Source organism: Rhodoferax sp. GW821-FHT07G04 (genome assembly GCF_059418585.1).
Genome location: NZ_JBWKQD010000003.1, coordinates 57,570 through 82,919, shown reverse-complemented (window position 1 = coordinate 82,919; position 25,350 = coordinate 57,570). Strand labels below are relative to the sequence as shown.

The following is a 25,350-nucleotide window of genomic DNA, read 5'->3' as shown; positions in this document are numbered from 1 at the left end:
GGAGAGAAACATGGGAAAAATCATTGGCATTGACTTGGGCACCACCAACTCGTGCGTCGCCATCATGGAAGGCAACACCCCCAAGGTGATTGAGAACGCTGAAGGCGCGCGCACCACGCCGTCCATCATCGCCTACCAGGAAGACGGCGAAGTGCTGGTCGGCGCATCGGCCAAACGCCAGGCCGTGACCAACCCCAAGAACACGCTGTACGCGGTCAAGCGCCTGATCGGTCGCAAGTTCACCGAGAAAGAAGTGCAGAAGGACATCGACCTGATGCCCTACAAGATCGCTGCCGCCGATAACGGCGACGCCTGGGTCGAGATTCGCGGCAACCGCCTGGCCCCCCAGCAGGTCAGTGCCGATGTGCTGCGCAAGATGAAGAAAACCGCCGAAGACTACCTCGGCGAAGACGTGACCGAAGCCGTCATCACAGTGCCCGCTTACTTCAATGACGCACAGCGCCAAGCCACCAAGGACGCTGGCCGCATCGCCGGTCTGGATGTCAAGCGCATCATCAACGAACCCACCGCTGCGGCTCTGGCCTTTGGTCTGGACAAGCAGGAAAAGGGCGACCGCAAGATCGCCGTGTATGACCTGGGTGGCGGCACATTTGACGTGTCCATCATCGAAATCGCTGACGTGGATGGCGAGAAGCAGTTTGAAGTGCTGTCCACGAACGGTGACACTTTCCTGGGCGGTGAAGACTTTGACCAGCGCATCATCGACTTCATCATTGCCGAGTTCAAGAAGGAACAAGGCGTGGACCTGGGCAAGGACGTGCTGGCCCTGCAGCGCCTGAAGGAAGCCGCAGAAAAGGCCAAGATCGAACTGTCCAGCAGCGCGCAGACCGACATCAACCTGCCCTACGTCACAGCCGATGCATCCGGTCCCAAGCACCTGAACATCAAGCTGACCCGCGCCAAGCTGGAAAGCCTGGTTGAAGAACTGATCGAGCGCACCATCGCCCCCTGCCGCACCGCCATCAAGGACGCAGGCGTCAAGGTCACTGACATCCATGACGTGATCCTGGTCGGCGGTATGACCCGCATGCCCAAGGTGCAAGAAAAGGTCAAGGAACTGTTCGGCAAGGAACCCCGCAAGGACGTGAACCCCGACGAAGCCGTAGCCGTTGGCGCCGCCATCCAGGGCCAGGTGCTGTCTGGTGATCGCAAGGACGTGTTGCTGCTGGACGTGACGCCTCTGTCCCTGGGTATCGAAACCATGGGCGGTGTCATGACCAAGATGATCACCAAGAACACGACCATCCCGACGAAGTTCGCACAAACTTTCTCGACCGCTGAAGACAACCAGCCGGCCGTGACCATCAAGGTGTTCCAGGGCGAGCGCGATATCGCCGTCGGCAACAAGATGCTGGGCGAGTTCAACCTGGAAGGCATCCCTCCCGCAGCCCGCGGCACGCCGCAGATTGAAGTGTCGTTCGACATCGACGCCAACGGCATCTTGCACGTGGGCGCCAAGGACAAGGGCACCGGCAAGGAAAACAAGATTACCATCAAGGCCAACTCCGGTCTGTCGGAAGCCGAGATCCAGCAGATGGTGAAAGATGCCGAGCTGAACGCAGCCGACGACAAAAAGAAGGTAGACCTGGTGCAATCCAAGAACCAGGCCGACTCCAGCGTCCACAGCGTGCGCAAGAGTCTGACCGAATACGGCGACAAACTCGAAGCCGGTGAAAAAGAAAAGATCGAAGCAGCGATCAAGGACCTGGAAGAAGCCATCAAGGGCGACGACAAGGCCGCGATCGACGAGAAGAACACCGCCCTGATGAGCGCCAGCCAGAAGCTGGGCGAGAAGATGTACGCGGACATGCAAGCCAAGCAAGCAGCCGATGGCGGTCAGCCCGAAGGTGGCGAGCAGGCCCATGCCGCAGGCGGTGCGTCGTCTGCCAAGCCGGCAGATGACAACGTGGTAGACGCTGAAGTCAAGGAAGTCAAGAAGGGCTAAACCACACGCACATTGCGTGCTGATTTGGCGCGCCGCGCCCGAGAGATTCATCTGGAATCGTCGGCGCGGCGTTTTGCATCATCAAGTTTGCGCAACGATTTAGAGACCAACACTGTCTGGTAACCATGGCTACTAAAAGAGACTTTTACGAGATCCTAGGCGTTCCAAAGAACGCCTCTGACGAAGACATCAAGAAGTCCTATCGCAAGCTCGCGATGAAACACCACCCGGACCGCAACCAGGGTGACTCCGGCAAGGTGGCCGAAGAGAAATTCAAGGAAGCCAAGGAAGCCTATGAAATGCTGTCGGACCCGCAAAAACGCGCGGCCTACGACCAGCATGGCCATGCCGGTGTAGACCCCAATATGCGCGGCGCTGGCGGCGAAGGCTATGGCGGTTTTGCCGAGGCCTTTGGCGATATTTTTGGCGACATGTTTGGCCAGCAGCGCGGTCGCGGCGCCGGCGGACGCCAGGTGTTCCGCGGCAGCGACCTGAGCTACGCGATGGAAGTGACGCTGGAGGAAGCGGCCCGCGGCAAGGATGCGCAAATCCGCATCCCCAGCTGGGATTCTTGCGAAGTCTGCAAGGGCAATGGCGCCAAGCCTGGCACCCAGGTCAAGACCTGCGGCACCTGCAGTGGTTCCGGCTCGGTGCAGATGCGCCAAGGCTTCTTCAGCGTGCAGCAGACCTGCCCCACCTGCCGCGGTACCGGCAAGGTCATTCCCGAGCCTTGCATGGCCTGCCATGGACAGGGCAAGGTCAAGAAGCAGAAGACACTGGAAGTGAAGATTCCAGCCGGTATCGACGGCGGTATGCGCATCCGCAGCACCGGCAATGGTGAGCCCGGCACCAATGGCGGGCCGCCCGGCGACCTGTACATCGAGATTCGCCTCAAGAAGCACGATATCTTTGAGCGCGACGGCGATGACCTGCATTGCTCCGTCCCCATCAGCATGGCCACGGCCGCGTTGGGCGGCGAGATCGACGTGCCCACGCTGTCGGGCAAGGCCGCCATCGACATCCCTGAAGGCACGCAGACCGGCAAGCAGTTCCGCCTGCGCGGCAAGGGCATCAAGGGCGTGCGCGCTAGCTACCCCGGTGACCTGTACTGCCACATTGCCGTGGAAACACCGGTCAAGCTGAGCGAGCACCAGCGTCGCCTGCTACGCGAACTCGACGAATCCCTGAAGAAAGGCGGCAACAAGCACTCGCCCTCCGGCGATAGCTGGACCGACCGCCTGAAGAGCTTCTTTAGTTGACGCAGATCAAGCTGCCTGCATTGCGCTGACACAAGACCAGCCGCCCCGTCTATAAAAGGACCGGGCGGCTTTTTTCTTGTCCCGCATACGCGGATGCTCGCCCACGGGAGATTTGCCATGGGCGTCAGCATCACATTTCTGGGCGGGGCCGACACGGTCACCGGCTCCAAATACCTGGTTCGCCACGACGGCCGCAGCCTGCTGGTCGACTGTGGCCTGTTCCAGGGCTTCAAGCAACTGCGCTTGCGCAACCGCAGTCCCCTGCCCTTTGCGCCCGACACGGTGGATGCCGTCGTGCTGACCCACGCCCACCTGGACCACAGCGGCTACCTGCCGCTGTTGGTCAAAGAGGGCTATGACGGCAAGGTCTACGCCAGCAAAGGCACGCAGGCGCTGTGCAACATTCTGCTGCCCGACAGCGGCCACCTGCAGGAGGAGGACGCAGCCTTTGCGAACCGCCATGGCTTCTCCAAGCACGCCCCCGCACTGCCTCTGTACACACGACAAGACGCGCTGGATTGCCTGCCCCGTATCAAGGCCGCGGAGATGAACCAGAGCTTCCAGCCCATACCGGGCTGGCGGGTCACACTCAGCCCCGCGGGCCACATCCTGGGCGCGGCCAGCGTGCTGCTGGAGGTGGCTGGGCGGCGCATCCTGTTCTCGGGCGACCTGGGGCGGCCAGACGACACCATCATGTACCCCCCAGCCGCACCGCCCGCGGCCGACACTGTGCTGATCGAATCCACGTATGGCGACCGCCAGCACCCGGTTGAGAACCTGAAGGAAGAGCTGGGCACCGCCTTGCGCCGCCTGGCCAAACGCGGCGGTGTGGCAGTGGTCCCGGTGTTCGCCGTGGGCCGGGCCCAGGCCGTATTGCATACAATCGCCCAGCTGAAGGAGCAGGGGCAACTGCCCCAAGGTCTGCCGGTGTTTCTGGACAGCCCCATGGCCGTGCACACCACGCATTTGTTCGAACACTACATCGGCGACCACCGCCTGAGCCCGCAACAAGCCCACGCGCTGACCCACGTGGCAACCATGATCACCAATACGGACGAATCCAAAGCCCTGGCCACACGCCACGGTCCCATGGTCATTCTGTCGGCCAGCGGCATGGCCACGGGTGGCCGGGTCTTGCACCACCTGCAGCAGCATGTGGGCAACCATCGCAATATGGTCATACTGACCGGCTACCAGGCGCCTGGCACGCGTGGCGCCACACTGGCCAGCGGTGCCCGCACGGTGCGCATCCATGGCCGCGACGTGGAGGTCACCGCTGAAATCGTGCAGCTGCAATCGGCCTCTGCCCATGCGGACGCCGAGCAGCTCTTGCAATGGCTGCGCAGCATGCCATCGCGTCCCGACCAGGTCTATGTGGTGCACGGCGACCCATCGGCCTCCGACGCCCTGCGCGCCCGCATCGAGCACAGCCTCGGTTGGCGCGCCCTGGTGCCGGAGCATGGCGCCACCTGGCCCTGCTAGCAAAAAAACGCCACCGGTGTTTCCACACGGGTGGCGCAAGTGCTACGAATTTTGCAGCGCTAGGTGTCCATTTGACGAGGGCTAGAGGCCAATTAGGCTAAATGCCATTACCAGTTGTCGGAGCGCACCTGGGGATCCCACTGTGCAGAGCGGGCGGCCGACACGCCGATGACGCCATAGCGTTGCTCGCCGTTCTCGTCCCAGCGCATCGTGCCAGTGACAGGCGCATAGCCGTCGATCTTGCGCAGCACCTGCACAATGTCCTGCGCCTTGGCCGATTCGGTACGGCGGATGGCCGCAGCCACCACATAGGTGGCGTCGTAGGTGTAGTGGCCGGCATAGGCAGGAGCCACCTTGTACTTGGCCAAATACTTTTCCAGAAAGGCCTTGCCAGCCGGAAACTCTTGCGCGTCCAGAATCGGTGACGTGGCATAAATGCCGCTGACAATGCCTGCGCCCTTGAGCATGTCGGTCGTCTTGATCGTGTCGCCACCCAGCAGGAAGATCTTGGTGTAGTCGATCTTCTTCAGCCCCTGCAGCAGGGCCAGGTTTTGGAAGTCGCTGAGCGTGGAGACCACCACCTCGACACCGCTCGCCTTGAGCTTGGCGGCCAATTCATCAAAAGCCCGCGTCTTGTCGTCAAAGGACTGCTTGAAGGCGATCTCTTTCTTGGCCGCGATCAGTTCCTTGGTGGCACCGGCTGCCAGGTCGCGCCCATAGGGCGTGCTGTCGTCGACGACGGCGAATTTGGTCGCCTGGAATTTGGAGGCCGAGAAGCTGCCGATGGCCTTGGCCTGAAGGTTGTCGTTGGCTACCAGGCGGAAGGTTGTGGGAAAACCCAGCTGGGTGAACTTGGGATTGGTGGAAATCGCCATCTGCGCAATGTTGTGCTCGGCATAGATGGGCGCGGCCGCAATGCTGACACCCGAGTTCAAATGCCCGATGACCGCCACCACGCCGGCATCCACCAATTGCTTGGCAACTTCCTTGCCGGTGTCGGGGCTGGCCTTGTCGTCCACGGCGACCACTTCCAGCGTCACCAGCTTGCCTTTGACGCGCACACCCTCTTTGTTCAACTCGGCAACCGCCAGGTTCACGCCATTGAGCAAGTCCTGGCCCAGGGCTGCCAGATTGCCGCTCAGCGGCTGGGCCACGCCGATCTTGACGACGGAAGGCGCGGTATTGCAGCCCTGCAGCAGCAAGCTGGGGCTGGCGGTGGCCACTGCGAGGGCTCGCAGGGCATTGCGGCGGGAGGTCGATAAGGACATGGTGGTGTGCTCGGTCGTTTGTGGGTTGGATGGATGCAGGTTTAGCGCAATAGTGACACTGTAGGGCAGCCCGGTCCCCGACACCGCGAGGGTTTTACCGGGGTTCTGGGAACATTTCGGAGGTATTAGCGCGCCTTATGAGCAGCATTCTAAAGGGACAAAAACACGGCACTCGAATGGAACAGCCTTCCCTTTGGGCACCGCACACAAGCCCCGCATCAAGCAAGAAGGAAGCCAGCTTTTACAATAGGGCCATGCTCAGCCCCCGCTTTCTCACCGCCGCCTTTTACAAATTCGTTGACTTGCCCGACTTTGAGGCCCGCAAGGAGCCGCTATTGGCCTTGTGTGAACAGCGTCATGTCAAGGGCACCATTCTGCTGGCCCGCGAAGGCATCAACAGCACCATCGCCGGCGCGCCCGACGATGTGCATGCGGTGCTGGCCTATCTGCGCAGCGACCCGCGGCTGGCCGACCTGCAGCATAAGGAATCTTACGCAGAAACGGCTCCCTTCTACCGCATGAAGGTGCGGCTCAAAAAAGAAATCGTCACCATGGGCGTGCCCGGCACGGACCCCACGCACATCGTCGGCACCTACGTCAAACCCGAAGACTGGAATGCACTGATCTCCGACCCCGACGTTGTCGTCGTAGACACGCGCAACGACTACGAGGTGGCGATTGGCACCTTCCGCGGCGCCATCGACCCACACATCCATACCTTCTCTGAACTGCCCGCCTGGGCCGAGAAGGCCCAGGTGCTGCAACCCGATGCCAGCGGCAAAAAGCCCAAGGTCGCGATGTTCTGCACCGGTGGCATACGCTGCGAAAAATCCACCGCGTACATGAAGGCCCATGGCTATGACGAGGTCTACCACCTGGAGGGCGGCATCCTCAAATACCTGGAGACCGTGCCGGCCGAGGAAAGCCTGTGGGAGGGCACCTGCTTTGTGTTCGACGAGCGCGTGTCGGTGGACCACGGCCTGACACCAGGTACGCACAAGCTGTGCCGCGGCTGCCGCATGCCGCTGGAAGATGGCGCGCTGGAATCGCCCTTGTTTGAGCTGGGGGTTAGCTGCCCGCGCTGCCATGCCAGCACCAGCGAGGTGCAGAAGAACCGCGCCCGCGAACGGCAGCGCCAGTGGGAACTGTCCAAGGCCCGCGGCAAGGCCCATATCGGCGAGACCACGCCGCCTAAACCAGTCGCAGCGATAGCCGACGACAGCAGCGACGACGGCGCCACCGTCGCCTAATGCCACTCGCCGTGGCAGCCCCCGCACCCTACCCCGTTCTGTACTCGTTTCGGCGTTGCCCCTATGCCATGCGGGCGCGCCTCGCGTTGGCGGCCAGCGGCACGGCCTGCGAACTGCGTGAGGTCGTGCTGGCCCGCAAGCCTGCGGCGCTGCTGACTGCCTCGCCCAAGGGCACGGTGCCGGTCTTGGTAATGCCAGACGGGCAGATACTGGAGCAAAGCCTGGACATCATGCTGTGGGCCCTGCGCCAGAACGATCCCCAACAGTGGCTACCCGCCACCGAACTGGGCTTGACCGAAGCCTTGCATTTGATTGCCCAGTGCGACGGGGACTTCAAAGCCAACCTGGACCGCTACAAATACCCCAACCGCTATGCCCTGCCCAATGGGCTGACACACCGCAGCGCGGGTTCACAATTTTTGCAACTGCTGGATGAACAGCTGCGCATGCAACCCTACCTGATGGGTGAGCGCTTTGGCCTGGCGGACGCCGCCATTGCCCCCTTTGTGCGTCAGTTCGCCCATACCGATCCCACCTGGTTTGCCAGCCAGCCCTGGCTGGCATTGCTGCGGTGGTTGCAGGCATTTGAGGCGTCTGAGCGCTATGAGAAGGTCATGGGCAAGTTCGCCGCGTGGACAGAAGGCCAGGCGCTGCAATTGTTTTCAGGCTGAAAGAGTTCAAACGAAACGCTACTATTTCAGTAGCGCATTATTCATATTCGACGAGGGCTAGCGACCTATTTTACAAAACGCAACTGGCTCACCAGCGCTCCATATAGGGCCGCAGATCCAACTCAAAGGTCCAAGCATCGCGCGGCTGGCTGTGCAGATACCAGTAGTTCTCGGCGATGTGATCTGGGTTCAGGATGCCGTCCTGCTCCTTCAGTGCATAGCGCTCCGGGAACTGGGTGCGGATGAAGTCGGTGTCGATGGCGCCGTCCACGACGACGTGGGCCACATGGATGTTGCGGGGGCCCAATTCACGCGCCATGCTTTGGGCCAGCGCACGCAGGGCATGCTTGGCACCGGCAAAGGCGGCAAAGTTCGCCGACCCGCGCAGGGCCGCCGTGGCCCCGGTGAACAGGATGGTGCCGCGGCCCCGCGCCACCATGCGCCTGGCGGCGGCCTGCGCCGTCAAGAAACCGCTCAAACAAGCCATCTCCCAAATCTTGAAGTACTTGCGCGCCGTCTCTTCCAAAATGCTGCACGGCACATTGGCGCCGATGTTGAACACCAGCACCTCGATGGGGCCATGCTCGGCCTCGATCTGCTCGAACAGCGCGGCCACTTCTTCTTCCTTGCGCGCGTCGCTGGCATAGCCAAAGGCTTGACCGCCGTCAGCGCGGATGCTGTCGACCAGCGGCTGCAGCTTGTCGGCCGAGCGGCGCGTCACGCAGGCGACGAAACCTTCTTTGGCAAAGCGCTTGGCGATGGCGCCGCCGGTGGAGTCGCCAGCGCCAATGACCAGCGCGACTTTGGCTTGGGAGGGGGAATCGGTTGAAGTCATGCGAGAGCTCCTTCTGCTGAGTGATTACGTTTTGGCGCCGGAGGGCAGCGCCTGATCGAGAAAGCGGCGGCTGGCCGCCAGAATTTCCTTGCGCGTGCGCTCGCTCTCCACGGCGCGCGCCAGCACCAGCGCACCCACACACTGGGCGATCAGCGCCCAGCCGGCGTCCGGGTCGCCGGTGCGTGCGCTCCAGCTCTTCTGTGTGCGCTTCAGCGCGGCCTCCACGACAGCCCGCACTTCGGGGCCGGCCTGGGCGATCTCGGGCCCTAACGTGGGCAACACGCAGCCCACTTCTGGATTCATCGCGTGGAAGCTGCTCAGGTAGTTGCGTACGGACTTGGCGACATGGTTGTCGGGCGAGTCCTTGTCGACCGCCAGCATGGCGCTGCTGTTGTCCATCTCCTGTGCAATCAGCTCAGCAAACAAGGCCTGCTTGGATGGAAAGTGGCTGTAAAAGGCGCCACCGGTCAGACCCACGGATGCCATCAGCGCATCCACGCCCGTGGCATTGAAGCCGCCCTTCTTGGCAATGGCGCGGCTGCTGCTCAGCAGCTTCTGGCGGGTCTCTTCCTTGTGGGTCTTGGTGTAACGCATGGGAGGTTTCGGTGTGGAATGGGTTGACAAGAATTAGACCATAGAATGACGTTCGTTTACCAAACGATCATTCACCTATTCAATTAACCATGCAAAAAACTGCAGAATTCTTCTTCGATGTGGGCAGCCCCGCTGCCTATCTGGCGTGGACGCAAATGCCAGCGCTGTGCGCGCAGGCCGGTGCAAACCTGGTCTACCGCCCCATGCTGCTGGGCGGCGTTTTCCAGGCCACCGGTAATGCTTCGCCGATGATGGTGCCCGCCAAGGGCAGCTATATGGCGGTGGACCTGGGCCGCTTTGCACAGCGCTACGGCGTACCCTTTCGCATCAACCCGCACTTTCCCATCAACACCCTGCAGCTGATGCGCGCGGTGGTTGGCATGCAGTTGCACCATCCCGACCGCTTCGAGGCGTTCCTGGCGGCGGTCTACCCCGCGATGTGGGCCACCGGCGTCAATCTGAACGACCCTGCAGTGGCAGCGGCCATGCTGGTGGAGGCCGGCTTCGACCCGGCGGCCGTGTTCGTTTTGAGCAATGATGCGGATGTCAAAGCTGCTCTCAAGGCCAACACCGAAGAGGCTGTGAAGCGTGGCGCGTTTGGCGCACCTACGGTGTTTGTCGGCGACGCCATGTTCTTCGGCCAGGACCGGCTGGATTTCGTGCGCGAAGCCCTGGCCTGAATTTTTAGGTTACTATTCGGCCATGAACACATTTGCGCTAGTGCTACTACTAATCCCCTTCGGGCGGAGACGGTAGCGCACGCGTTAGCGCAAGTCACACGGCCCGTAGCTACCAGCAACGGGCCGTTTTTCATTGGGTTGCTGGTTTTCTTCTTACCCCACAGGAGTCCTCCAGCATGTTGCAAGATCCCAGCCGCAAGTACCCCGCCTTCCAGCCTATTGGCTTGACAGACCGCACCTGGCCCAACGCCGTCCTGACCCAGGCCCCGATCTGGCTCAGCACCGACCTGCGCGACGGCAACCAGGCGCTGATCGAGCCCATGGACATGGCACGCAAGCTGCGAATGTTTGCCCACCTGCTGGAGATCGGCTTCAAGGAGATCGAAGTCGGCTTCCCTGCCGCATCGCAAATCGAATTCGATTTCGTGCGCCAGTTGATCGAGCAGAACCTCGTCCCCGATGACGTGACCATCCAGGTCATGACCCCTGCCAAAGACGGTCTGATCCGCCGGACCATGGAAGCCCTGCAAGGCACCAAGCGCGCCATCGTCCACGTGTACAACGCCACATCGCCGGTGATGCGCCGCGTGGTGCTGGGTCTGGACGAAGACGGCATCGTGGAGCTGGCCACCAGCCATGCCAAGCTGATCCAGGACCTGGCCCGCGAGCAACCCGGCACGCACTGGACCTTCCAGTATTCGCCCGAGCATTTCTCCGGCACCGAGCTGGCATTCTCCAAGCGCGTCATCGACGCGGTGACCGACGTGTGGCAGCCCACGGCCGCCCACCCCTGCATCATCAACCTGCCGACCACCGTGGAGCACTCCACGCCCAATGTATTTGCAGACATGATCGAGTGGATGCACCGCAACATCGCGCGACGCGATGCCGTGGTGTTGTCGGTGCACCCGCACAACGACCGCGGCACCGGTGTGGCAGCCGCAGAACTGGCGATGATGGCCGGCGCCCAGCGCGTGGAAGGCTGCCTGTTTGGCAACGGCGAGCGCACCGGCAACGTGGACATCGTCAATATCGCGCTCAACCTCTACACGCAGGGCGTGTCACCCCAACTGGACTTCTCGCAGATCGACGAGGTGCGCCGCATGGTGGAGCACTGCAACCAGTTGCCGGTGCACCCGCGCCACCCCTATGTAGGCGAACTGGTCTACACCTCGTTCTCGGGCACGCACCAGGACGCCATCAAGAAGGCCTTTGCCCTGCGTGCAGAGACCGGCCCCGACGGCGCATGGGCCATCCCCTACCTGCCGGTGGACCCCATGGACCTGGGCCGCAGCTACGAGGCCGTGATCCGCGTCAACAGCCAGTCCGGCAAGGGCGGCATCGCCTACCTGCTGGAGACCGAATACGGTCTGGAGCTGCCGCGCCGCCTGCAGATCGAGTTCAGTCAGGTCGTGCAGGCCGTCATGGATACCGAAGGCAAGGAGCTCAGCGCGCAGGATTTGTGGGAGCTGTTCCAGCGTGAATACGGCACCGCGCGCATTACCAACCCGGTGGTCGAGCAAGCCGTATCCGGTGACGGTGTGGCGTTGAAGGCAACATGGCAAGGACAACCCATTCAAGGACATGGCTCCGGTCCCATCGAGGCATTCGTGAACGCCGTGAATGCGGTCTCGAGCACCAAGGTACGTGTGCTGGACTACCACGAGCACGCCATGGGCGCCGGCGCCAACGCACAGGCAGTGGCCTACCTGGAGCTGCGTATCAACGAACAACAGACCGTGTTCGGTGTGGGCATGGATGCCAACATTGTGTCGGCTTCGCTGAAGGCGATTGTCAGTGGGTTGCAGCGTGGTGCGGCACGGAGCAACCCGGCCCGGGCGGTCCCGGTGCAGCGCACCGGTCTGACAAATGCCTGAAGCCACAAGCTCTAGGAGTCTGGGCGGCTAAGCGGTCTGCGCAGGTAAAGGAGGAGCCCGCGTAGCGGGCGGGGGACACGGAGCAGAGCGCTTAGCCGCCCAGACTCCGGTCCACTTAAGCTACGTTGTCGCCCCAAGCCAGCGCCTCCAGATGCGCCATATTGATCTGGCGGTTGGTATAGCCCAGGCGCGCAAAGGCCTGGGCAAAGGCCTGCTCGTCGTCCGACTCGCAGGCCACCACCAAGCTCAGCATGTCGCCAAACTTGCCACTACGCTGCAACAGCGCAGCACTGACCTCGGCGTCCAGCGCCAGGCGATCCAGTAGCGTAGCCATGGGCGTGCCCAGCATGCGGTCCAGCTGCGACAGCAGGCCCACCAAGAAAGCCGAGCCGGCCTCGTCGCCCGACATATTGTGCTGGGCCAGCAATTCCATCATGCGCCCGCGCACCACGGCAGACGCACCCAAGAGCGAAGTGCTGCTCTGGCTGGCCGATGTCATCAGCATCGCTGCCCAACGGGCCAGCTTTTGGTAACCCATCAGCTGTACCACCTGGCGTAGCGAAGTGACCGGCTGGCGCAGACCCATGGCCGCCGAATTGATGATGCGCAGCAGGCTCAAGCCCAGCGCCGCGTCCTTCTTCAGCACCAGTTCCACCTCGTCCAGCGGGGCCTCCTTGCGCACCAGGTTGAACAACTCCAGCGCCGTCATCTCGCCCGGTGTCAGCACTCGGGGCTGCACAATCTCGGGAATCGAAAACCAGAAGCCCTGGAAGCGCTCAACGCCCAGCGCCTTGAAGGCCGTGAACTGCTCGGCGCGCTCGATCTTCTCCGCCACCACCACGGCACCAGTGCGGGCCTTGATGGCGGCAACCAGCGCCTGGATATTGGGCTCGGTCGCGGGCGATAGCTCCACCTTCACAAAATCGGCCAGCCCCTGCCACGACTTGTAGACCGGCGCCACGACGCTATGGCGGAACGACAGCCTGAAGCCCCGCGACCGCAGCCCCTCCAGCAGCACAGCCGATTCCGCAATCTGCTCGGGCACATGGCCTGGTATCAAGGGGACTTCAATCACCGTCTTGGTCGGATCCAGAAAATCCCAGTGCGAACCACCCAATGCTTCATGCACAGTGTTGATGAACAGATCGCAGTTCGAGATGGCAAACGGCGCACCACTCTCGGCCATGGCGTGCAGCGCAAACGACACATCGCTGGATGCGGAATGCGAACTGGCCGACTGCGTGCGGTTGAACAACTCGTACGCAACCACCATGCGCTGGGCGTCGACGATGGGTTGGCGGGCAATCGAAAGTTGCTCCATCAATCCATCGGGCGTGCTGGGGTCAGTGATCTGCATGGGCTCATTCATACAAAAGGCATGGCCAGGGGTACTGGAGTGTATGGGCGCAATAGTAAACGCAATGACTCCCCTACATACCCGTCCCTCTAGCGCTCAAAAGTCATTTCCTTTGGACTCACTTCCGGTAAGATGGCCCAACACCTCCCGCAGAAGTCTTCCACTGTAAAGAGAATCCGTATGAAAGCATCCCTCAAAACGAATGGCTTCTTCTCCGCCAGTTCTCTGGCGGCCTATTGCTTGGCTATCGTCGCCTGCCTATCGGCACAGACGGTGCAGGCCGCCACGGTCACCGTGAATGGCGCCTTGACCGCAGGATCTGGCACGACTCGAACGACAAATATTACCGGCCCCTCCAACGGGCAGCAAACCACATTTACCGGCACCAGTGGCCCCTGGAGGTTCATCCTTTATCCCTTCACAGTCAATACGACTGGCACCTACACCGCCACCTCCACCACGACCCACGTTGTGAACACGACCTGGATTGTGAATGGCATCTTCGCGCCAAACTCAGCCGCACTCAGCACCCCACTTTCGGCGCACATCGTGGCAGTTCTCTCCAACGGCAGTGGCGTCGGCACGTTCACCGGTTTTTCGCTCAACGCCGGACAACAATACAGCGTTCTGGTTGCCTTCAACATTGGGTCAGCTGACGGCGACCAATCCATCTTCACCATGAGCGGCCCGGGATGCATTGCTATCGGTGGCGCCATCTGCGAAAACGACCCTATTCCCAAATTTGTTGCCGGTTTGCCGCTGACACCTGGCCTCAAGAACCCGCTAAATGCTTTGGAATTGAGCCAAAACAAAGGTCCTGCCATGGTGGACTGCCTGGTGGGCACGGTCAGCAACCTCCTGGGCGCTGGTGCAAGCTACCAAGGACAGACTCCCTACGGCAACGCACGTATTGCCCAAGGGGGACGCATCATTTCCTTCTACCCCTTGGCAGCCAGTACCTCCACAGACCAAAGTGCGGACATCCATCTGGGTGGATCCAATATTTTGAACGTCGGTACCAGTTGCGGCAACTTCAATGTTCTGCCCGCACTGTACAACCCCAGCGAGTTCGGGGCGATGCTGTCCAGCATGGGCTTGGGCGCAGAAATGAATGCGCAGGGTGTGATAACGCTGGTTGCAGGAGAAGGTTCTGTCTATATGGTGCGGCCAGACTATATGGTGAGCCCTCCCGCAGCAGGCAGCAAGCCCGGACTGGTGCAGGGATCCGACGGACTCTTCCGCTTTACCGACAGTGCTGGCTACACCCAGGTGCTGCGACCCGCTTTTTACAACATTGACGGCCTGTATTCACGCCTTTCCACCAATTTTGGCGGGGGGTGGATGGTCATACAAACGGATGGTAGCGCTCTGTTCACCACCATTGGTGGGCAGCAATTTGTCGTGACGGCAGACGCGCGGTTGACCCCAGCTCCAACGGCCAATGCAGCGAGTCTGTTCTGGCAAGATGGCACCAACCACTACCAGTTTAGAACCAACACCCTGGAATATCCGCAAGGGTATACACAAGTCCCACGCTAATGGCGCGCTGGGCACCATTTGACGCCCAGCCCTCGCCACATTTAGTCACTATGCTATCAACTCGATAGCATCAGCGTAAACCGCTGTTTAGCCACCGCCATCGCCCCAGCGCGCGCGTAGAACGCGATGGCGGTGCCGTTCCAATCCGGCGTTTGCCACTGCAGGTTGGCGCAGCCCTGCTGCTTGGCAAAGGCGATGGCACTGTGCATCAGCGCCCGCCCCAGGCCCTGCCCGCGGGCCAGGGGTTGCAAGTAGAGGCAGTCCATGTGGGCATAGGGCTGCGCGCTCAGGGTTGCAAAGTCCAGCGTCACGCTGGCATAGCCCACGGCCTGCCCGGCCTGCTCCGCCAACCAGCCCCGCAAACGGTTGGCTTCCAACGCCTGCCGCAGCCTCGTTGCATGGCCCTGGGCCGTATAGTCCAGGCGTTCGTAGGCGGCGTGCTCCTCGCACAGCGCGGCCAGAGCAGCCGCATCCTCGGGCTTGGCGGGGCGCACCACGCTACGCACCGGCGCAAACAGCTCTAGCACGCGCATTCAATGCCCATGGCCGTGGACGGCATGACGCCGGGCTCGCTGCCGGTGGCTATGGGTTGTTCATCACGCCGCCAGAAGTCCAGGCCACCCAGCATCTCTTTGACGGTGAAACCCAGCTTGGCCAGCTTGTAGGCGCCCTTGGTGGAGCCGTTGCAGCCGATGCCGTCGCAGTAGGTGATATAGACCTTGCTGCGGTCCAGTTTGGCGGTGCTGGCCGCATCCATCTGGCGGTGCGGGAAGTTGATGGCCCCGGGCACATGGCCCTGCGCATACAAGGCTTCGCTACGGGTGTCGATGACCACGATGCTGGTCACGCCGTTGCGCAGGTCCTCGGCCACGTCCCAGGCATCAGTGTGGTAGCTCAGCTTGTGCAGGAAGAAGTCGCTGGTCTGTGCGGGGCTGGCGGGTGGGAAGGCCAGCACTTGCGAGGCAGCGGCCGCAGCAGCGGAAGAGGTTGTTGGCTCGGACATGGGGAGAAATCCTTTCGTAAGTGGCTTGGGTACGGTGCGGGTGCATCACTGCATTGAATGGAAGTTTAAAACCCGGCGGACTTATCATTAATACCAATAATCACATTCCAATAAGACCAATCATGCCAACGACCCAGTCCAGCCTGTGGCTGAACCTGTTCGACGCCAGTGCCAGCTTGGGGCTGGGCCTGCGCGAACGCCTGTGCGCGGCTCTGCGCCAGGCCATTCGCGATGGCAGCCTGGCCCATGGTGCGCGCCTGCCGGCCACGCGGGTGCTGGCGCAAGACCTGGCCCTGTCCCGCGTCACGGTGGAGGCTGCCTACGCTCAACTAGAGACCGAGGGCTACGTGGTGCGCCACACCGGCCAGGGCAGCTTTGTCGCCATTGATATGGCAGTAGCACCAACATCTGTCGAGCCCGGCGGCAAGCGGCCCACCGCGCACCATTCTGCGCGGCTGCAGCAACCCGCCCGCTTGTCCCAACGCGGCCAGAGCATGGTGGACACGGGCGGCTGCCAGGAGCCGCTGCGCCTGCAGGCCTTTGCCGCGGGCAGCCCGGATCTGCGGGCTTTTCCGCACGCACTGTGGCGGCAATTGACCAGCCGACGCCTGCGCCAGCAGCCCGACGCGCTGATGCGCTACGGAGACCCGCAAGGCCGGCTGGACTTGCGCACCGCCATCGCCCACTACCTGGTGCATGCGCGCGGTGTGCGCTGCACGCCCGAGCAGGTGCTGGTGCTGACCAGCTCGCAGCAGGCGCTTCAACTGTTGGCCACGCTGCTGCTGGACCCCGCGGACACCGTGTGCATGGAAGACCCCGGCTACCGTGGCGCGCGCACCGCCTTCGCGGCCAGCCGTGCGCATATTCTTCCCGTGCCAGTGGATGCCCAGGGCATGCAGGTGGACCTGCTCGATAAGAACCCCGCAGCAGCACCCCCGCGCCTGATCTACCTGACGCCGTCACACCAATATCCCACCGGACACACCCTGAGTCTGGCACGGCGCATGGCCCTGATTGCCTACGCACAGCGCCACGGCACCTGGCTGGTGGAGGACGACTACGACAGCGAATTCATCTACGACGGCCGCCCCACGCCCAGCCTGCAGGGCCTGGACCATGGCGAACGCGTGGTCTACATCGGCACGTTTTCGAAGGCGCTGTTTCCCTCGCTGCGCATGGCTTACGCGGTGTTGCCCCCATCCCTGGTCGCGCCCATGGTGACAGTGCGCACGGTCTACGACGGACACGTGGCGCAATTGGCGCAGGCCGTCACGACCGACTTCATGACCCAGGGCCACTTTGCCGCCCACCTGCGGCTGATGCGTCAGCTGTACCGCAGTCGCCGAGACTTGTTGCTGGAGCTACTGCAACGCCACCTGCCGTGGGCACAGGCACTGGACAGCTCCGGTGGCCTGCAAATCGGTGCGGCGCTACCCCGTGGCAGTGAGGCAGACCTGAGCCGCCAGGCCGCCGCCTGCGGCATTGCAACGCCCAGCCTCAGCGCGCTGTACCTGCAAGCGCAGCGCGACAACAGCACATCCGACGGCTGGCTGCTGGGCTTTGCGGCCCTGCAGCCCGACGAGATACGCGCGGCCATCAAAGCCTTGGCCAAGCTGAAGGTCAAAGCCTAGACGGCTTGGGCCTCAAACTCCCCAAACATCCGCAAAGCCATCAGGCCATGCCCCACCGCCGCACCAGCGCGCAGCGCAGAGGCGATGAACACGGTCTCGGCCAGCTCCTCTTTCGTGGCGCCCGCGGCCACCGCGTTCTTGGTGTGGGCCTCAACGCAGTAGCCGCACTGCGTGGTCAGCGCCACTGCGATGGACATCAACTCGCGGTACTTGTCGGGGATGGCGCCGTCCTTGCGCTCGGCCGTGGCCTTGAGGTTGAGAAAGGCTCGGGCCTCTGCAGGCGCCAGGCGCATCAGTTCGGGGGCGAGGGCGAGGTCTTGCTGGTAGGGTGACATGGTTGCTGTGTGCAGGTTGCATGGGAACATTCCCAGCACACAAGAGGCGGCGAGTCAGCCATTGGATTCGCACGCCGCCTCACTTTTTAACCACGCCCTACGACTGCACCACACCCGTGTAGATGAACACCCCATAGCCCGCCAGCAGCACCACACCCAGCCAGCGCGGCAATCGGCCCATCAACAGAATAAACAAAAAGTGCAGCGCCGCGGCGGCCGCAATCGTGTAAACACCAATCTGAAAAAAGCTGGGCACCGTGATCTTGTCAAACAGCGCAAACAGCCCGATGCACATGGGAATACAGATATGCCCATCACCCACCTGGGAGCTGACGACAATGTCCTGCCGCCCCTTGAAGCCGTAGTACAGCGCGATGAAGGCATTGGGCACCACCATCAGCGCGCCGCTCAGCCACCCCAGGTCCTTGGCGCCGATGTAGGGGCTTTTCACATGGGTCAACCAGTCCACCAGGTAGTCCACGCTGTAGTAGACGCCATAGGCGCTGATGCCAATCAGCACCAGGTCCAGCAAGATAGACCAATGGAAGCCTCGGTTCTTGCGCACGTTGTTTTTCAAAATCTCAAACACATGCAAGACCTGCCAAAACAGGAACAGCCCCACCAGCACCAGGCCGTCATAACGGTCCAGCACACCATCTTTGGCCAGCGCCCACAGGGTGCCGGTGAACAGAAACAGCGCCACCAACGTGAACAGCAAGTCCAGCCGGTTCAGGCGTTCGGACTGCACCGGCACTTTCGCCTTCTTGCCACCTGCCACGGCGGCCCCAAAGCACAGCGTGCTGAGCCCCAGAATCAGCGTCAAGTTGGTGACGTTGTTGACAATGCAGTTCTCCATCACCGTGCTGCCCTTGCCGCCGGCGCGGGCCATCACGAAGGCAAAGACCAGGTTCGCAAAGCCCGAACAGTAAGGCATGATCAGCGTGCCCAGCACCGTGCCCTCAAAACCCTTGCTTTCTATGGCTTGTAACCGCCAGATCATCAACGCGGAAGCCACCATGAAGACGCCAATTTGCGCCAGAGGGTGAGCCAAGTAGGCGATCAGTTGGTGAAGGTGGCTGGACACAGGTGCGCGCGCAGAGAAAAAAGCTGAAAAAATTTAGCAGGCGAAGCACCGAGGATAAGCGCAATCCGGTGCTAACCTAGATGGTTCAGGCGCCCCATCTTCCCTGCGCTGCGCCCCACTCTTTTTGCGAAAGAAGCTTTTTCACCATGGCGGTCATTTCCAACACCCTCCCCGCGGATGCCACGGCCGAACGCGTTGTGCGCCACTTCCAGGCCGAGGGCTTTCCCGGCATCACCGAGGCCCTGCTGGTGCGCCTGCGGCTCAAGAAGGGCGAACGGCTGGCCGTAGAGGCCGCGTTTGAAGGCGCGCAAGAGCGCGGCATAGCCCCGCCGCTGCGGGACTATTTTGAAATCCAACCCTATGGTTTCCACTCCGAAATTCGCACGCTGATCGCCGCCAAGACGGCCTTTGTCGACGACTTCGGCGTCGGCCTGGCCTACAAGCTGGCCAAGGTCTACTTTGACCCCGCCCCCGTGGTGGTGGACGATGCGCTGGCCACCGGCACCAAGTACGACGCCATGCTCAAGCTGGGCGACAACACCGATGGCTATGCGGTCGCCGTGCTGCTGAACGACCCCACGTCCAGCTTCTTCGAATACCTGGAGTCCCACGCGGACTACGACTGGCAGCAGATCATTGGTAACCTGGGTGCCGCGGCCGAGGCCTGGGTGTCCGACGAAGACCTGCTCTGACAACGTGGCGTGCGCTCCGGTAGCGGCTCAGCCCAGCAGGCGGAATACGCCATAGGCGGCCAAGACGCCCGATATGACAAACAGCCCGGTCTTGGCCGGGCGGCCTCCCACCAGGATTCCGATGATGTTGCTGGCGAGGATGGCGGCAAAGATATAGCTGGTTTTCATGCCCACGATGTTAAAGCCTGACAGACACCATCCACCAAGCCCATACCCCCACCGCCGCCGCGCACGCGGCTTTGCCGGACAATGCAGGCTGCTGCACATTACCACCCCTCCCCACAGACTGGATCCCATCCCGTGAAGCACCACATCGAATCAAGCCTGCGCGAAGCCCAGACCGCGCTGGACGCGTTGCTCTCCAACCCCACCGCCCTTGGCGCCGTCGAACAAGCCGCCGCCACGCTGATCGCCACCTTCACCGCCAAGGGCCGCGTCTATGCCTGCGGCAACGGCGGATCGATGTGCGACGCCATGCACTTTGCCGAAGAGCTGACCGGCCGCTACCGCAAAGACCGCGCCGCCCTGCCCGCCACCGCCATCAGTGACGCTGGCCACCTGACCTGCGTGGGTAATGACCTGGGCTACGAAGAGGTGTTCTCCCGCTACGTCGAGGCCCACGGCCGCCCCGGTGATTGCCTGGTGGCCCTGAGCACCAGCGGCACCAGCAAGAACATCATCCGCGCGGCCGAAGCGGCCAAAGAATTGGGCATGCAGGTCATCATCCTCAGCGGCCGGCCCAGCCCCGTGCTGGAAGCGCTGAGCACCGTCTACGTGAACACACCCGGTGGCAGCTTTGCCGACCGCGTGCAGGAGCTGCACATCAAGGTACTGCACATCCTGATCGAGCTGATCGAACGCCACTTCTACCCCGAAAATTATTCTGCGTAGGGGCCGTCGCTATGGACCTGGATGAGCTGATCAAGGCCGGCTGGCGCGACCACGGCGATGCACCCCAGGCCGTGGCCGACCAATTGATGGCCGCCTGCCCGCGCGTCGAGACCCCCGAGCAGGCCATCCCCTTTGCACGCCTGCTGGTGCACGTCTACGGCGAGCACCTTGGCCAATGGCAGCAGGGCGTCGATCTGCTGACCCGCCTGGGCCAACAACTGCCCGCAGAGGGCCCCAGCGAAGCGGCCCACATCACCCTGTTGCAGAGCGTGGCCAGCCTGCGCTATGCCAGCGGCCACGATACCGCGCAGGCATTGCAGGGCCTGGAGCCCGCACAACGCATATCCGCACTGGCCACGGCCACTGCTGCACTGGCGGGCCGTGGCGAAACTGCCCGCGCTATCACCGCATTCACCGAGGCATTGCAGATAGCCGAAGCCGGCCTGCCCGACGGCTCGCCCGCCATCCGCGCGCTGGCCATTGCCGGCAACAATTTGGCCATGACGCTGGAAGGCATGGCCCACCGCCAGCCCGCCGAAACCCAGGCCATGCTGACCTGCGCCGAGGCCGGCCTGAAATACTGGAAGCGGGCCGGCACCTGGCTAGAAGAGGAGCGCGCCGAATACCGCCTGGCCCGCAGCCGCCTGCAGGCCGGCCTGGCCGATGCCGCGGTGGAAGCCGCTCAGCGCTGCGTGGACGTCTGCACGCGCAACGCTGCCCCCGCCTTTGAGCTCTTCTTTGCCCACGCCGTGCTGGGCTTGGCCCAGCGGGCTGCCGGCCAGACCGAGGCCTTTGCCCACAGCCATGCGGCCGCACTGGCGCAGTGGCAGTTGGTGCCTGAAGACGAGCGCAGCTGGTGCCAGGACGACTTGGACGCGCTGGGTAGCTCGCCTTTGGCTTAAAAAAGAGCTCAAAAAATACCCAAAACGGGTTTATTGTGGCACATCACAAAGAAAAACAGCCTCTAGCCCTCGCCAAATCTAAGTAACTCGCTATTACTTTGATAGCACACAGTCATCCGAAACGAGCACCGCGTGCCATCACCCTACAGCGCTAGGCGCGCCCGGGCCTGTGTGTATTCGCGCTTCAGCTGCTCTACAAACTCGGCCGCGCCTTGGACCTTGTTGATGACGCCGATGCCCTGACCGCAGCCCCAGATTTCTTTCCAGGCCTTGGCTGAGCCGGCGCCGCCGAAGTTCATCTTGCTGGGGTCGCTGACCGGCAGGTTTTCGGGGTCCAGGCCAGCGGCGCGGATGCTGGGTGCCAGGTAGTTGCCATGCACGCCGGTGAAGAGGTTGCTGTAGACGATGTCGTCCGAGCTGCCGTCCACGATGGCCTGTTTGTAGGCCTCGGCCGCGCGGGCCTCTTCGGTGGCGATGAAGGCCGAGCCGATGTAGGCGAAGTCCGCGCCCAGCGCCAGGGCGGCCAGCACTGCGTCGCCGGTGGAGATGGAGCCGGACAGGGCCAAGGGGCCGTCGAACCACTGGCGAATCTCCTGCACCAGCGCAAACGGGCTCTTGACGCCCGCGTGGCCCCCCGCACCCGCGGCCACGGCGATCAGGCCGTCGGCACCTTTCTCGATCGCCTTGCGGGCGAACTTGTTGTTGATGATGTCGTGCAGCACCACACCACCATAGCTGTGGGCCGCGGCGTTGATGTCTTCGCGCGCGCCCAAGCTGGTGATGATGATCGGCACCTTGTACTTCACGCACAGGGCCATGTCGTGCTCCAGCCGGTCGTTGCTCTTGTGCACGATCTGGTTGATGGCAAAGGGCGCGGCGGGCTTGTGCGGGTTGGCGGCGTTGTAGGCCGCCAGGCCTTCTGTGATCTCGATCAGCCACTCTTCCAGTTGCTCGGCCGGGCGCGCATTGAGCGCGGGCATGGAGCCTACGATACCGGCGATGCACTGGGCAATAACCAGCTTGGGGTTGCTGATGATGAACAGCGGCGAGCCGATGACGGGAAACGGAACGTGCGCCAAGGCGCCAGGCAGTTTGGACATTCGGATATTCCTGTTGTGGAGCAATGAGGCTAAAGCAAAAGCACCGCCAGCCCCTGTCACCTGGGTGCCAGAAACGGGAGGTGCTACGCCATGGAGGTACTGGTGCGTGCGGTGCTTAGAACGCGTCCAGCGGCAGCGCGGTGACGCAATCCGCGCCTTCGACAATGCTGTCACGCAGGCCGCCGGCCTTGACCAGCAGGTGGTCCGCGTAGAAGCGCGCGGTCGTGATCTTGGCCTGCATGAAGGCCACGTCATTGCCAGCGGCGATCTGCTCCTGCGCCACCAACAGCGCACGGGCCAGCTGCCAGCCCGCCATCACATTGCCGGCCAGCATCAGGTAGGGCACGCTGCCTGCGAACACGGCGTTGGGGCTGGCCTTGGTGTTGCCCGCGACAAAGTTGACGACGTCGATCAGCGCCTCGCGCGCAGCCTTCAGGCGCTTGGCCACGGCGGTCGCGTCGGCGGTTCCGCTCTTCAGCAATTCGGCCTCAGTCGTCTCGATCTGGGTGGCGATGGCCTTGGCGGTCTGGCCGCCGTCGCGCGATGTCTTGCGGCCCACCAGGTCATTGGCCTGGATGGCGGTTGTGCCTTCGTAGATGGTCAGGATCTTCGCGTCGCGATAGAACTGGGCCACGCCGGTTTCTTCGATGAAGCCCATGCCGCCGTGCACCTGCACGGCCAGCGATGTCACTTCCAAGCTCATCTCGGTGCTGTAGCCCTTGACCAGGGGCACCATGAATTCGTAGAAGGTCTGGTTGACCTGGCGCACGTCCGCGTCGGGGTGGTGGTGGGCGGCGTCGTACGCCGATGCAGCGACGCTGGCCATGGCGCGGCAGCCTTCCACGTAAGCGCGCATCGTCATCAGCATGCGGCGCACATCGGGGTGGTGGATGATGGGCGCTGCGGCCTTGACCGAGCCATCCACGGGGCGGCTTTGCACGCGTTCGCGCGAAAAGCGCACCGCGGTCTGGTAGGCCAGCTCGGCCGTGGCAATGCCCTGCACGCCCACGCCGTAGCGGGCGGCGTTCATCATGATGAACATGTATTCCAGGCCGCGGTTTTCTTCACCAACCAGGTAACCCACAGCACCGCCGTGGTCGCCGAACTGCAACACAGCGGTGGGGCTGGCCTTGATGCCCAGCTTGTGTTCGATGCTGACGCAGTGCACATCGTTGCGCGCGCCCAGTGCGCCATCGGCGCCGACCATGAACTTGGGCACCACAAACAGGCTGATGCCCTTCACGCCTTCGGGAGCGCCCTGCACGCGGGCCAACACCAGGTGGATGATGTTCTCGGCCATGTCATGCTCACCCCAGGTGATGAAGATCTTGGTACCGAAAATCTTGTAGCTGCCGTCGGGCTGGGGCTCGGCGCGGGTGCGCACGGCGGCCAGGTCGCTGCCGGCCTGGGGCTCGGTCAGGTTCATGGTGCCGGTCCACTGGCCACTGACCAGCTTCTCCAGGTAGGTGGCCTTGAGTTCATCGGAGCCAGCGGTCAGCAGCGCTTCAATCGCGCCATCGCTCAACAGCGGGCACAGCGCGAAGCTCATGTTAGCGGAGTTCTGCATCTCGCCGCAGACGGAGCCAATGGTCTTGGGCAGGCCCTGGCCGCCGAAGTCGGTGGGGTGCTGCAGACCCTGCCAGCCGCCTTCGGTGAATTGCTTGAAGGCCTCCTTGAAGCCAGGCGTGGCGGTGACGACACCGTCTTTCCAGCTGGAGGGGTTGAGGTCGCCGGCGCGGTTCAGCGGTGCCAGCACGCCTTCGTTGAACTTGGCCGCCTCTTCCACTACGGCCTGCGCGGTGTCAAAGCCGGCGTCTTCAAAGCCGGGGATTTGTGCGATCTGGTCGATCTTGGCCAAATGCTGAATGTTGAACAGCATGTCCTTGACGGGCGCGACGTAGCTCATGGGGTACTCCGGGGATTACTTCAAACAGAAAAAACAAACACAACAAGACAAAAAAAGGGCATCACTTCGGATGCCCTTTTCAGCAGCTTCGCGCTTACAGCGCCGCTGTCAACTCCGGCACGGCGACGAAGAGGTCCGCCTCCAGACCGTAGTCGGCCACGCTGAAGATGGGCGCTTCGGGGTCCTTGTTGATGGCGACGATGACCTTGCTGTCCTTCATGCCGGCCAAGTGCTGGATGGCGCCGCTGATGCCGGCGGCGATGTACAGCTGGGGCGCGACGATCTTGCCGGTCTGGCCCACTTGCCAGTCATTGGGCGCATAGCCTGCGTCCACGGCCGCGCGGGATGCACCCAGTGCGGCGCCCAGCTTGTCGGCCAGCGGGGTCATGACGTCCATGAACTTTTCGCTGGAACCCAGAGCGCGGCCACCGGAGACGATGATCTTGGCAGCGGTCAGTTCGGGGCGGTCGTTCTTGGCAATTTCAGAGCCGACGAAAGTGGCCTTGGCACTGGCGCCAACGGCTGTCAGTGTTTCCACGGCAGCGCTACCGCCAGTGGCAGCAGCGGGGTCGAAACCGGTGGTACGCACGGTCAGCACCTTGGTGGCTTCGGCGCTTTGCACGGTGGCGATGGCGTTGCCGGCGTAGATGGGGCGCTCGAACGTGTCGGCGCTGTCCACCTTGGTGATGTCGGAGATCTGGCCCACGTCCAGCTTGGCAGCCACGCGGGGGGCGATGTTCTTGCCCGATGCGGTAGCAGCAAACAGGATGTGGCTGTAGTTGCCGGCCACGGCCAGCACTTGGGCGGCCACGTTTTCGGCCAGGCCATGGGCGAAGGCGTCGCCATCGGCATGCAGTACCTTGGCCACACCGGCGATTTGCGCAGCGGCGGCGGCGGCAGCACCGGCATTGGCGCCAGCCACCAGCACATGCACATCACCACCGCATTTCACAGCGGCAGTCACGGTGTTCAGGGTGGCACCCTTGATGGATGCGTTGTCGTGTTCAGCAATAACGAGAGAAGTCATT

At 62.6% G+C, this 25,350-nt stretch carries 24 protein-coding genes; 12 read left to right on the top strand and 12 right to left on the bottom strand.

Annotation, left to right across the window (positions count from 1 at the left end; genetic code table 11):
* Window positions 1-10 precede the first annotated feature (10 nt).
* From dnaK to AC07OO_RS17640, 3 genes are all read left to right on the top strand, one after another.
* Window positions 11-1,966, top strand: coding sequence for a molecular chaperone DnaK (gene dnaK, locus AC07OO_RS17650; protein ID WP_495083440.1), 1,956 nt, complete (start codon window positions 11-13; stop codon window positions 1,964-1,966).
* 125 nt (window positions 1,967-2,091) lie between these two features.
* On the top strand, window positions 2,092-3,225 hold the full coding sequence (gene dnaJ / locus AC07OO_RS17645; RefSeq protein WP_495083439.1) for a molecular chaperone DnaJ: 1,134 nt from the start codon (window positions 2,092-2,094) through the stop codon (window positions 3,223-3,225).
* A 117-nt stretch (window positions 3,226-3,342) separates the two neighbouring features.
* Window positions 3,343-4,707, top strand: coding sequence for an MBL fold metallo-hydrolase (locus AC07OO_RS17640; RefSeq protein ID WP_495083438.1), 1,365 nt, complete (start codon window positions 3,343-3,345; stop codon window positions 4,705-4,707).
* A gap of 107 nt (window positions 4,708-4,814) precedes the next feature.
* Here the strand turns inward: AC07OO_RS17640 and AC07OO_RS17635 are convergent, their stop codons facing one another.
* The gene (locus tag AC07OO_RS17635; RefSeq protein WP_495083437.1) at window positions 4,815-5,975 is read right to left on the bottom strand and encodes a branched-chain amino acid ABC transporter substrate-binding protein; all 1,161 of its coding nucleotides are present in this window, start codon (window positions 5,973-5,975) and stop codon (window positions 4,815-4,817) included.
* A 254-nt stretch (window positions 5,976-6,229) separates the two neighbouring features.
* On the opposite strand from AC07OO_RS17635, the gene trhO reads away from it, so the two are divergent.
* Both trhO and AC07OO_RS17625 read left to right on the top strand, forming a co-directional pair.
* Entirely contained in the window at window positions 6,230-7,225 is a 996-nt protein-coding gene (trhO, locus tag AC07OO_RS17630; protein WP_495083436.1) for an oxygen-dependent tRNA uridine(34) hydroxylase TrhO, read from the top strand.
* A 68-nt stretch (window positions 7,226-7,293) separates the two neighbouring features.
* Complete coding sequence (locus AC07OO_RS17625; RefSeq protein WP_495083772.1) at window positions 7,294-7,896, top strand: glutathione S-transferase; 603 nt, start codon at window positions 7,294-7,296, stop codon at window positions 7,894-7,896.
* A gap of 88 nt (window positions 7,897-7,984) precedes the next feature.
* Here the strand turns inward: AC07OO_RS17625 and AC07OO_RS17620 are convergent, their stop codons facing one another.
* Both AC07OO_RS17620 and AC07OO_RS17615 read right to left on the bottom strand, forming a co-directional pair.
* Window positions 7,985-8,731, bottom strand: coding sequence for an SDR family oxidoreductase (locus AC07OO_RS17620; RefSeq protein WP_495083435.1), 747 nt, complete (start codon window positions 8,729-8,731; stop codon window positions 7,985-7,987).
* 24 nt (window positions 8,732-8,755) lie between these two features.
* Window positions 8,756-9,325: a TetR/AcrR family transcriptional regulator gene (locus tag AC07OO_RS17615; RefSeq protein ID WP_495083434.1), complete on the bottom strand. Its 570-nt coding sequence runs from the start codon at window positions 9,323-9,325 to the stop codon at window positions 8,756-8,758.
* 89 nt (window positions 9,326-9,414) lie between these two features.
* On the opposite strand from AC07OO_RS17615, the gene AC07OO_RS17610 reads away from it, so the two are divergent.
* Both AC07OO_RS17610 and leuA read left to right on the top strand, forming a co-directional pair.
* Window positions 9,415-10,005, top strand: a complete 591-nt coding sequence (locus AC07OO_RS17610) for a 2-hydroxychromene-2-carboxylate isomerase (protein WP_495083433.1) — start codon at window positions 9,415-9,417, stop codon at window positions 10,003-10,005.
* 176 nt (window positions 10,006-10,181) lie between these two features.
* Window positions 10,182-11,882, top strand: coding sequence for a 2-isopropylmalate synthase (gene leuA, locus AC07OO_RS17605; RefSeq protein ID WP_495083432.1), 1,701 nt, complete (start codon window positions 10,182-10,184; stop codon window positions 11,880-11,882).
* 115 nt (window positions 11,883-11,997) lie between these two features.
* On the opposite strand, the gene AC07OO_RS17600 is transcribed toward leuA, so the two are convergent.
* Complete coding sequence (locus AC07OO_RS17600) at window positions 11,998-13,239, bottom strand: EAL and HDOD domain-containing protein (protein WP_495083431.1); 1,242 nt, start codon at window positions 13,237-13,239, stop codon at window positions 11,998-12,000.
* Between the two features lie 180 nt (window positions 13,240-13,419).
* On the opposite strand from AC07OO_RS17600, the gene AC07OO_RS17595 reads away from it, so the two are divergent.
* Window positions 13,420-14,778, top strand: a complete 1,359-nt coding sequence (locus AC07OO_RS17595) for a hypothetical protein (protein WP_495083430.1) — start codon at window positions 13,420-13,422, stop codon at window positions 14,776-14,778.
* Window positions 14,779-14,834: 56 nt separating this feature from the next.
* Here the strand turns inward: AC07OO_RS17595 and AC07OO_RS17590 are convergent, their stop codons facing one another.
* Both AC07OO_RS17590 and AC07OO_RS17585 read right to left on the bottom strand, forming a co-directional pair.
* Window positions 14,835-15,311 (bottom strand): GNAT family N-acetyltransferase, encoded by a 477-nt coding sequence (locus AC07OO_RS17590; protein WP_495083429.1) that lies wholly within the window; start codon window positions 15,309-15,311, stop codon window positions 14,835-14,837.
* The gene (locus tag AC07OO_RS17585; protein ID WP_495083428.1) at window positions 15,299-15,781 is read right to left on the bottom strand and encodes a rhodanese-like domain-containing protein; all 483 of its coding nucleotides are present in this window, start codon (window positions 15,779-15,781) and stop codon (window positions 15,299-15,301) included. Before AC07OO_RS17585 ends, AC07OO_RS17590 begins: the two co-directional genes overlap by 13 nt.
* 122 nt (window positions 15,782-15,903) lie before the next feature.
* On the opposite strand from AC07OO_RS17585, the gene pdxR reads away from it, so the two are divergent.
* On the top strand, window positions 15,904-17,412 hold the full coding sequence (pdxR, locus tag AC07OO_RS17580; protein ID WP_495083427.1) for a MocR-like pyridoxine biosynthesis transcription factor PdxR: 1,509 nt from the start codon (window positions 15,904-15,906) through the stop codon (window positions 17,410-17,412).
* Here the strand turns inward: pdxR and AC07OO_RS17575 are convergent.
* Together AC07OO_RS17575 and AC07OO_RS17570 are read right to left on the bottom strand one after the other, a co-directional pair.
* The gene (locus AC07OO_RS17575; protein ID WP_495083426.1) at window positions 17,409-17,747 is read right to left on the bottom strand and encodes a carboxymuconolactone decarboxylase family protein; all 339 of its coding nucleotides are present in this window, start codon (window positions 17,745-17,747) and stop codon (window positions 17,409-17,411) included. The two genes, pdxR and AC07OO_RS17575, sit on opposite strands and share 4 nt — an antisense overlap.
* Window positions 17,748-17,844: 97 nt before the next feature.
* Window positions 17,845-18,831, bottom strand: coding sequence for a calcium:cation antiporter family protein (locus AC07OO_RS17570; RefSeq protein ID WP_495083425.1), 987 nt, complete (start codon window positions 18,829-18,831; stop codon window positions 17,845-17,847).
* 146 nt (window positions 18,832-18,977) lie between these two features.
* Here AC07OO_RS17570 and AC07OO_RS17565 point away from each other — a divergent pair, with 146 nt between their 5' ends.
* Complete coding sequence (locus tag AC07OO_RS17565; protein ID WP_495083424.1) at window positions 18,978-19,523, top strand: hypothetical protein; 546 nt, start codon at window positions 18,978-18,980, stop codon at window positions 19,521-19,523.
* 27 nt (window positions 19,524-19,550) lie between these two features.
* Here the strand turns inward: AC07OO_RS17565 and AC07OO_RS17560 are convergent, their stop codons facing one another.
* Window positions 19,551-19,691 carry a hypothetical protein gene (locus tag AC07OO_RS17560; protein WP_495083423.1) on the bottom strand — a complete coding sequence of 47 codons (141 nt, stop codon included), beginning with the start codon at window positions 19,689-19,691 and terminating at the stop codon, window positions 19,551-19,553.
* Between the two features lie 132 nt (window positions 19,692-19,823).
* On the opposite strand from AC07OO_RS17560, the gene AC07OO_RS17555 reads away from it, so the two are divergent.
* Both AC07OO_RS17555 and AC07OO_RS17550 read left to right on the top strand, forming a co-directional pair.
* On the top strand, window positions 19,824-20,414 hold the full coding sequence (locus AC07OO_RS17555; protein WP_495083422.1) for an SIS domain-containing protein: 591 nt from the start codon (window positions 19,824-19,826) through the stop codon (window positions 20,412-20,414).
* A gap of 11 nt (window positions 20,415-20,425) precedes the next feature.
* On the top strand, window positions 20,426-21,316 hold the full coding sequence (locus tag AC07OO_RS17550; RefSeq protein ID WP_495083421.1) for a hypothetical protein: 891 nt from the start codon (window positions 20,426-20,428) through the stop codon (window positions 21,314-21,316).
* A gap of 143 nt (window positions 21,317-21,459) precedes the next feature.
* Here the strand turns inward: AC07OO_RS17550 and AC07OO_RS17545 are convergent, their stop codons facing one another.
* The 3 genes from AC07OO_RS17545 to AC07OO_RS17535 form a co-directional block, all read right to left on the bottom strand.
* Window positions 21,460-22,416: an NAD(P)H-dependent flavin oxidoreductase gene (locus tag AC07OO_RS17545; RefSeq protein WP_495083420.1), complete on the bottom strand. Its 957-nt coding sequence runs from the start codon at window positions 22,414-22,416 to the stop codon at window positions 21,460-21,462.
* Window positions 22,417-22,531: 115 nt separating this feature from the next.
* Window positions 22,532-24,322, bottom strand: coding sequence for an acyl-CoA dehydrogenase (locus tag AC07OO_RS17540; RefSeq protein WP_495083419.1), 1,791 nt, complete (start codon window positions 24,320-24,322; stop codon window positions 22,532-22,534).
* A 94-nt stretch (window positions 24,323-24,416) separates the two neighbouring features.
* Window positions 24,417-25,349 (bottom strand): electron transfer flavoprotein subunit alpha/FixB family protein, encoded by a 933-nt coding sequence (locus tag AC07OO_RS17535; protein WP_495083418.1) that lies wholly within the window; start codon window positions 25,347-25,349, stop codon window positions 24,417-24,419.
* Window position 25,350: the final 1 nt, after the last annotated feature.

What these genes read in the sequence shown, in the direction of transcription:
- dnaK (WP_495083440.1), top strand. Translation starts at nt 11, where the DNA reads ATGGGAAAAATCATTGGCATTGACTTGGGCACCACCAACTCGTGCGTC.
- dnaJ (WP_495083439.1), top strand. Translation starts at nt 2,092, where the DNA reads ATGGCTACTAAAAGAGACTTTTACGAGATCCTAGGCGTTCCAAAGAAC.
- AC07OO_RS17640 (WP_495083438.1), top strand. Translation starts at nt 3,343, where the DNA reads ATGGGCGTCAGCATCACATTTCTGGGCGGGGCCGACACGGTCACCGGC.
- AC07OO_RS17635 (WP_495083437.1), bottom strand. Translation starts at nt 5,975, where the DNA reads ATGTCCTTATCGACCTCCCGCCGCAATGCCCTGCGAGCCCTCGCAGTG.
- trhO (WP_495083436.1), top strand. Translation starts at nt 6,230, where the DNA reads ATGCTCAGCCCCCGCTTTCTCACCGCCGCCTTTTACAAATTCGTTGAC.
- AC07OO_RS17625 (WP_495083772.1), top strand. Translation starts at nt 7,294, where the DNA reads ATGCGGGCGCGCCTCGCGTTGGCGGCCAGCGGCACGGCCTGCGAACTG.
- AC07OO_RS17620 (WP_495083435.1), bottom strand. Translation starts at nt 8,731, where the DNA reads ATGACTTCAACCGATTCCCCCTCCCAAGCCAAAGTCGCGCTGGTCATT.
- AC07OO_RS17615 (WP_495083434.1), bottom strand. Translation starts at nt 9,325, where the DNA reads ATGCGTTACACCAAGACCCACAAGGAAGAGACCCGCCAGAAGCTGCTG.
- AC07OO_RS17610 (WP_495083433.1), top strand. Translation starts at nt 9,415, where the DNA reads ATGCAAAAAACTGCAGAATTCTTCTTCGATGTGGGCAGCCCCGCTGCC.
- leuA (WP_495083432.1), top strand. Translation starts at nt 10,182, where the DNA reads ATGTTGCAAGATCCCAGCCGCAAGTACCCCGCCTTCCAGCCTATTGGC.
- AC07OO_RS17600 (WP_495083431.1), bottom strand. Translation starts at nt 13,239, where the DNA reads ATGCAGATCACTGACCCCAGCACGCCCGATGGATTGATGGAGCAACTT.
- AC07OO_RS17595 (WP_495083430.1), top strand. Translation starts at nt 13,420, where the DNA reads ATGAAAGCATCCCTCAAAACGAATGGCTTCTTCTCCGCCAGTTCTCTG.
- AC07OO_RS17590 (WP_495083429.1), bottom strand. Translation starts at nt 15,311, where the DNA reads ATGCGCGTGCTAGAGCTGTTTGCGCCGGTGCGTAGCGTGGTGCGCCCC.
- AC07OO_RS17585 (WP_495083428.1), bottom strand. Translation starts at nt 15,781, where the DNA reads ATGTCCGAGCCAACAACCTCTTCCGCTGCTGCGGCCGCTGCCTCGCAA.
- pdxR (WP_495083427.1), top strand. Translation starts at nt 15,904, where the DNA reads ATGCCAACGACCCAGTCCAGCCTGTGGCTGAACCTGTTCGACGCCAGT.
- AC07OO_RS17575 (WP_495083426.1), bottom strand. Translation starts at nt 17,747, where the DNA reads ATGTCACCCTACCAGCAAGACCTCGCCCTCGCCCCCGAACTGATGCGC.
- AC07OO_RS17565 (WP_495083424.1), top strand. Translation starts at nt 18,978, where the DNA reads ATGGCGGTCATTTCCAACACCCTCCCCGCGGATGCCACGGCCGAACGC.
- AC07OO_RS17560 (WP_495083423.1), bottom strand. Translation starts at nt 19,691, where the DNA reads ATGAAAACCAGCTATATCTTTGCCGCCATCCTCGCCAGCAACATCATC.
- AC07OO_RS17550 (WP_495083421.1), top strand. Translation starts at nt 20,426, where the DNA reads ATGGACCTGGATGAGCTGATCAAGGCCGGCTGGCGCGACCACGGCGAT.
- AC07OO_RS17545 (WP_495083420.1), bottom strand. Translation starts at nt 22,416, where the DNA reads ATGTCCAAACTGCCTGGCGCCTTGGCGCACGTTCCGTTTCCCGTCATC.
- AC07OO_RS17540 (WP_495083419.1), bottom strand. Translation starts at nt 24,322, where the DNA reads ATGAGCTACGTCGCGCCCGTCAAGGACATGCTGTTCAACATTCAGCAT.
- AC07OO_RS17535 (WP_495083418.1), bottom strand. Translation starts at nt 25,349, where the DNA reads ATGACTTCTCTCGTTATTGCTGAACACGACAACGCATCCATCAAGGGT.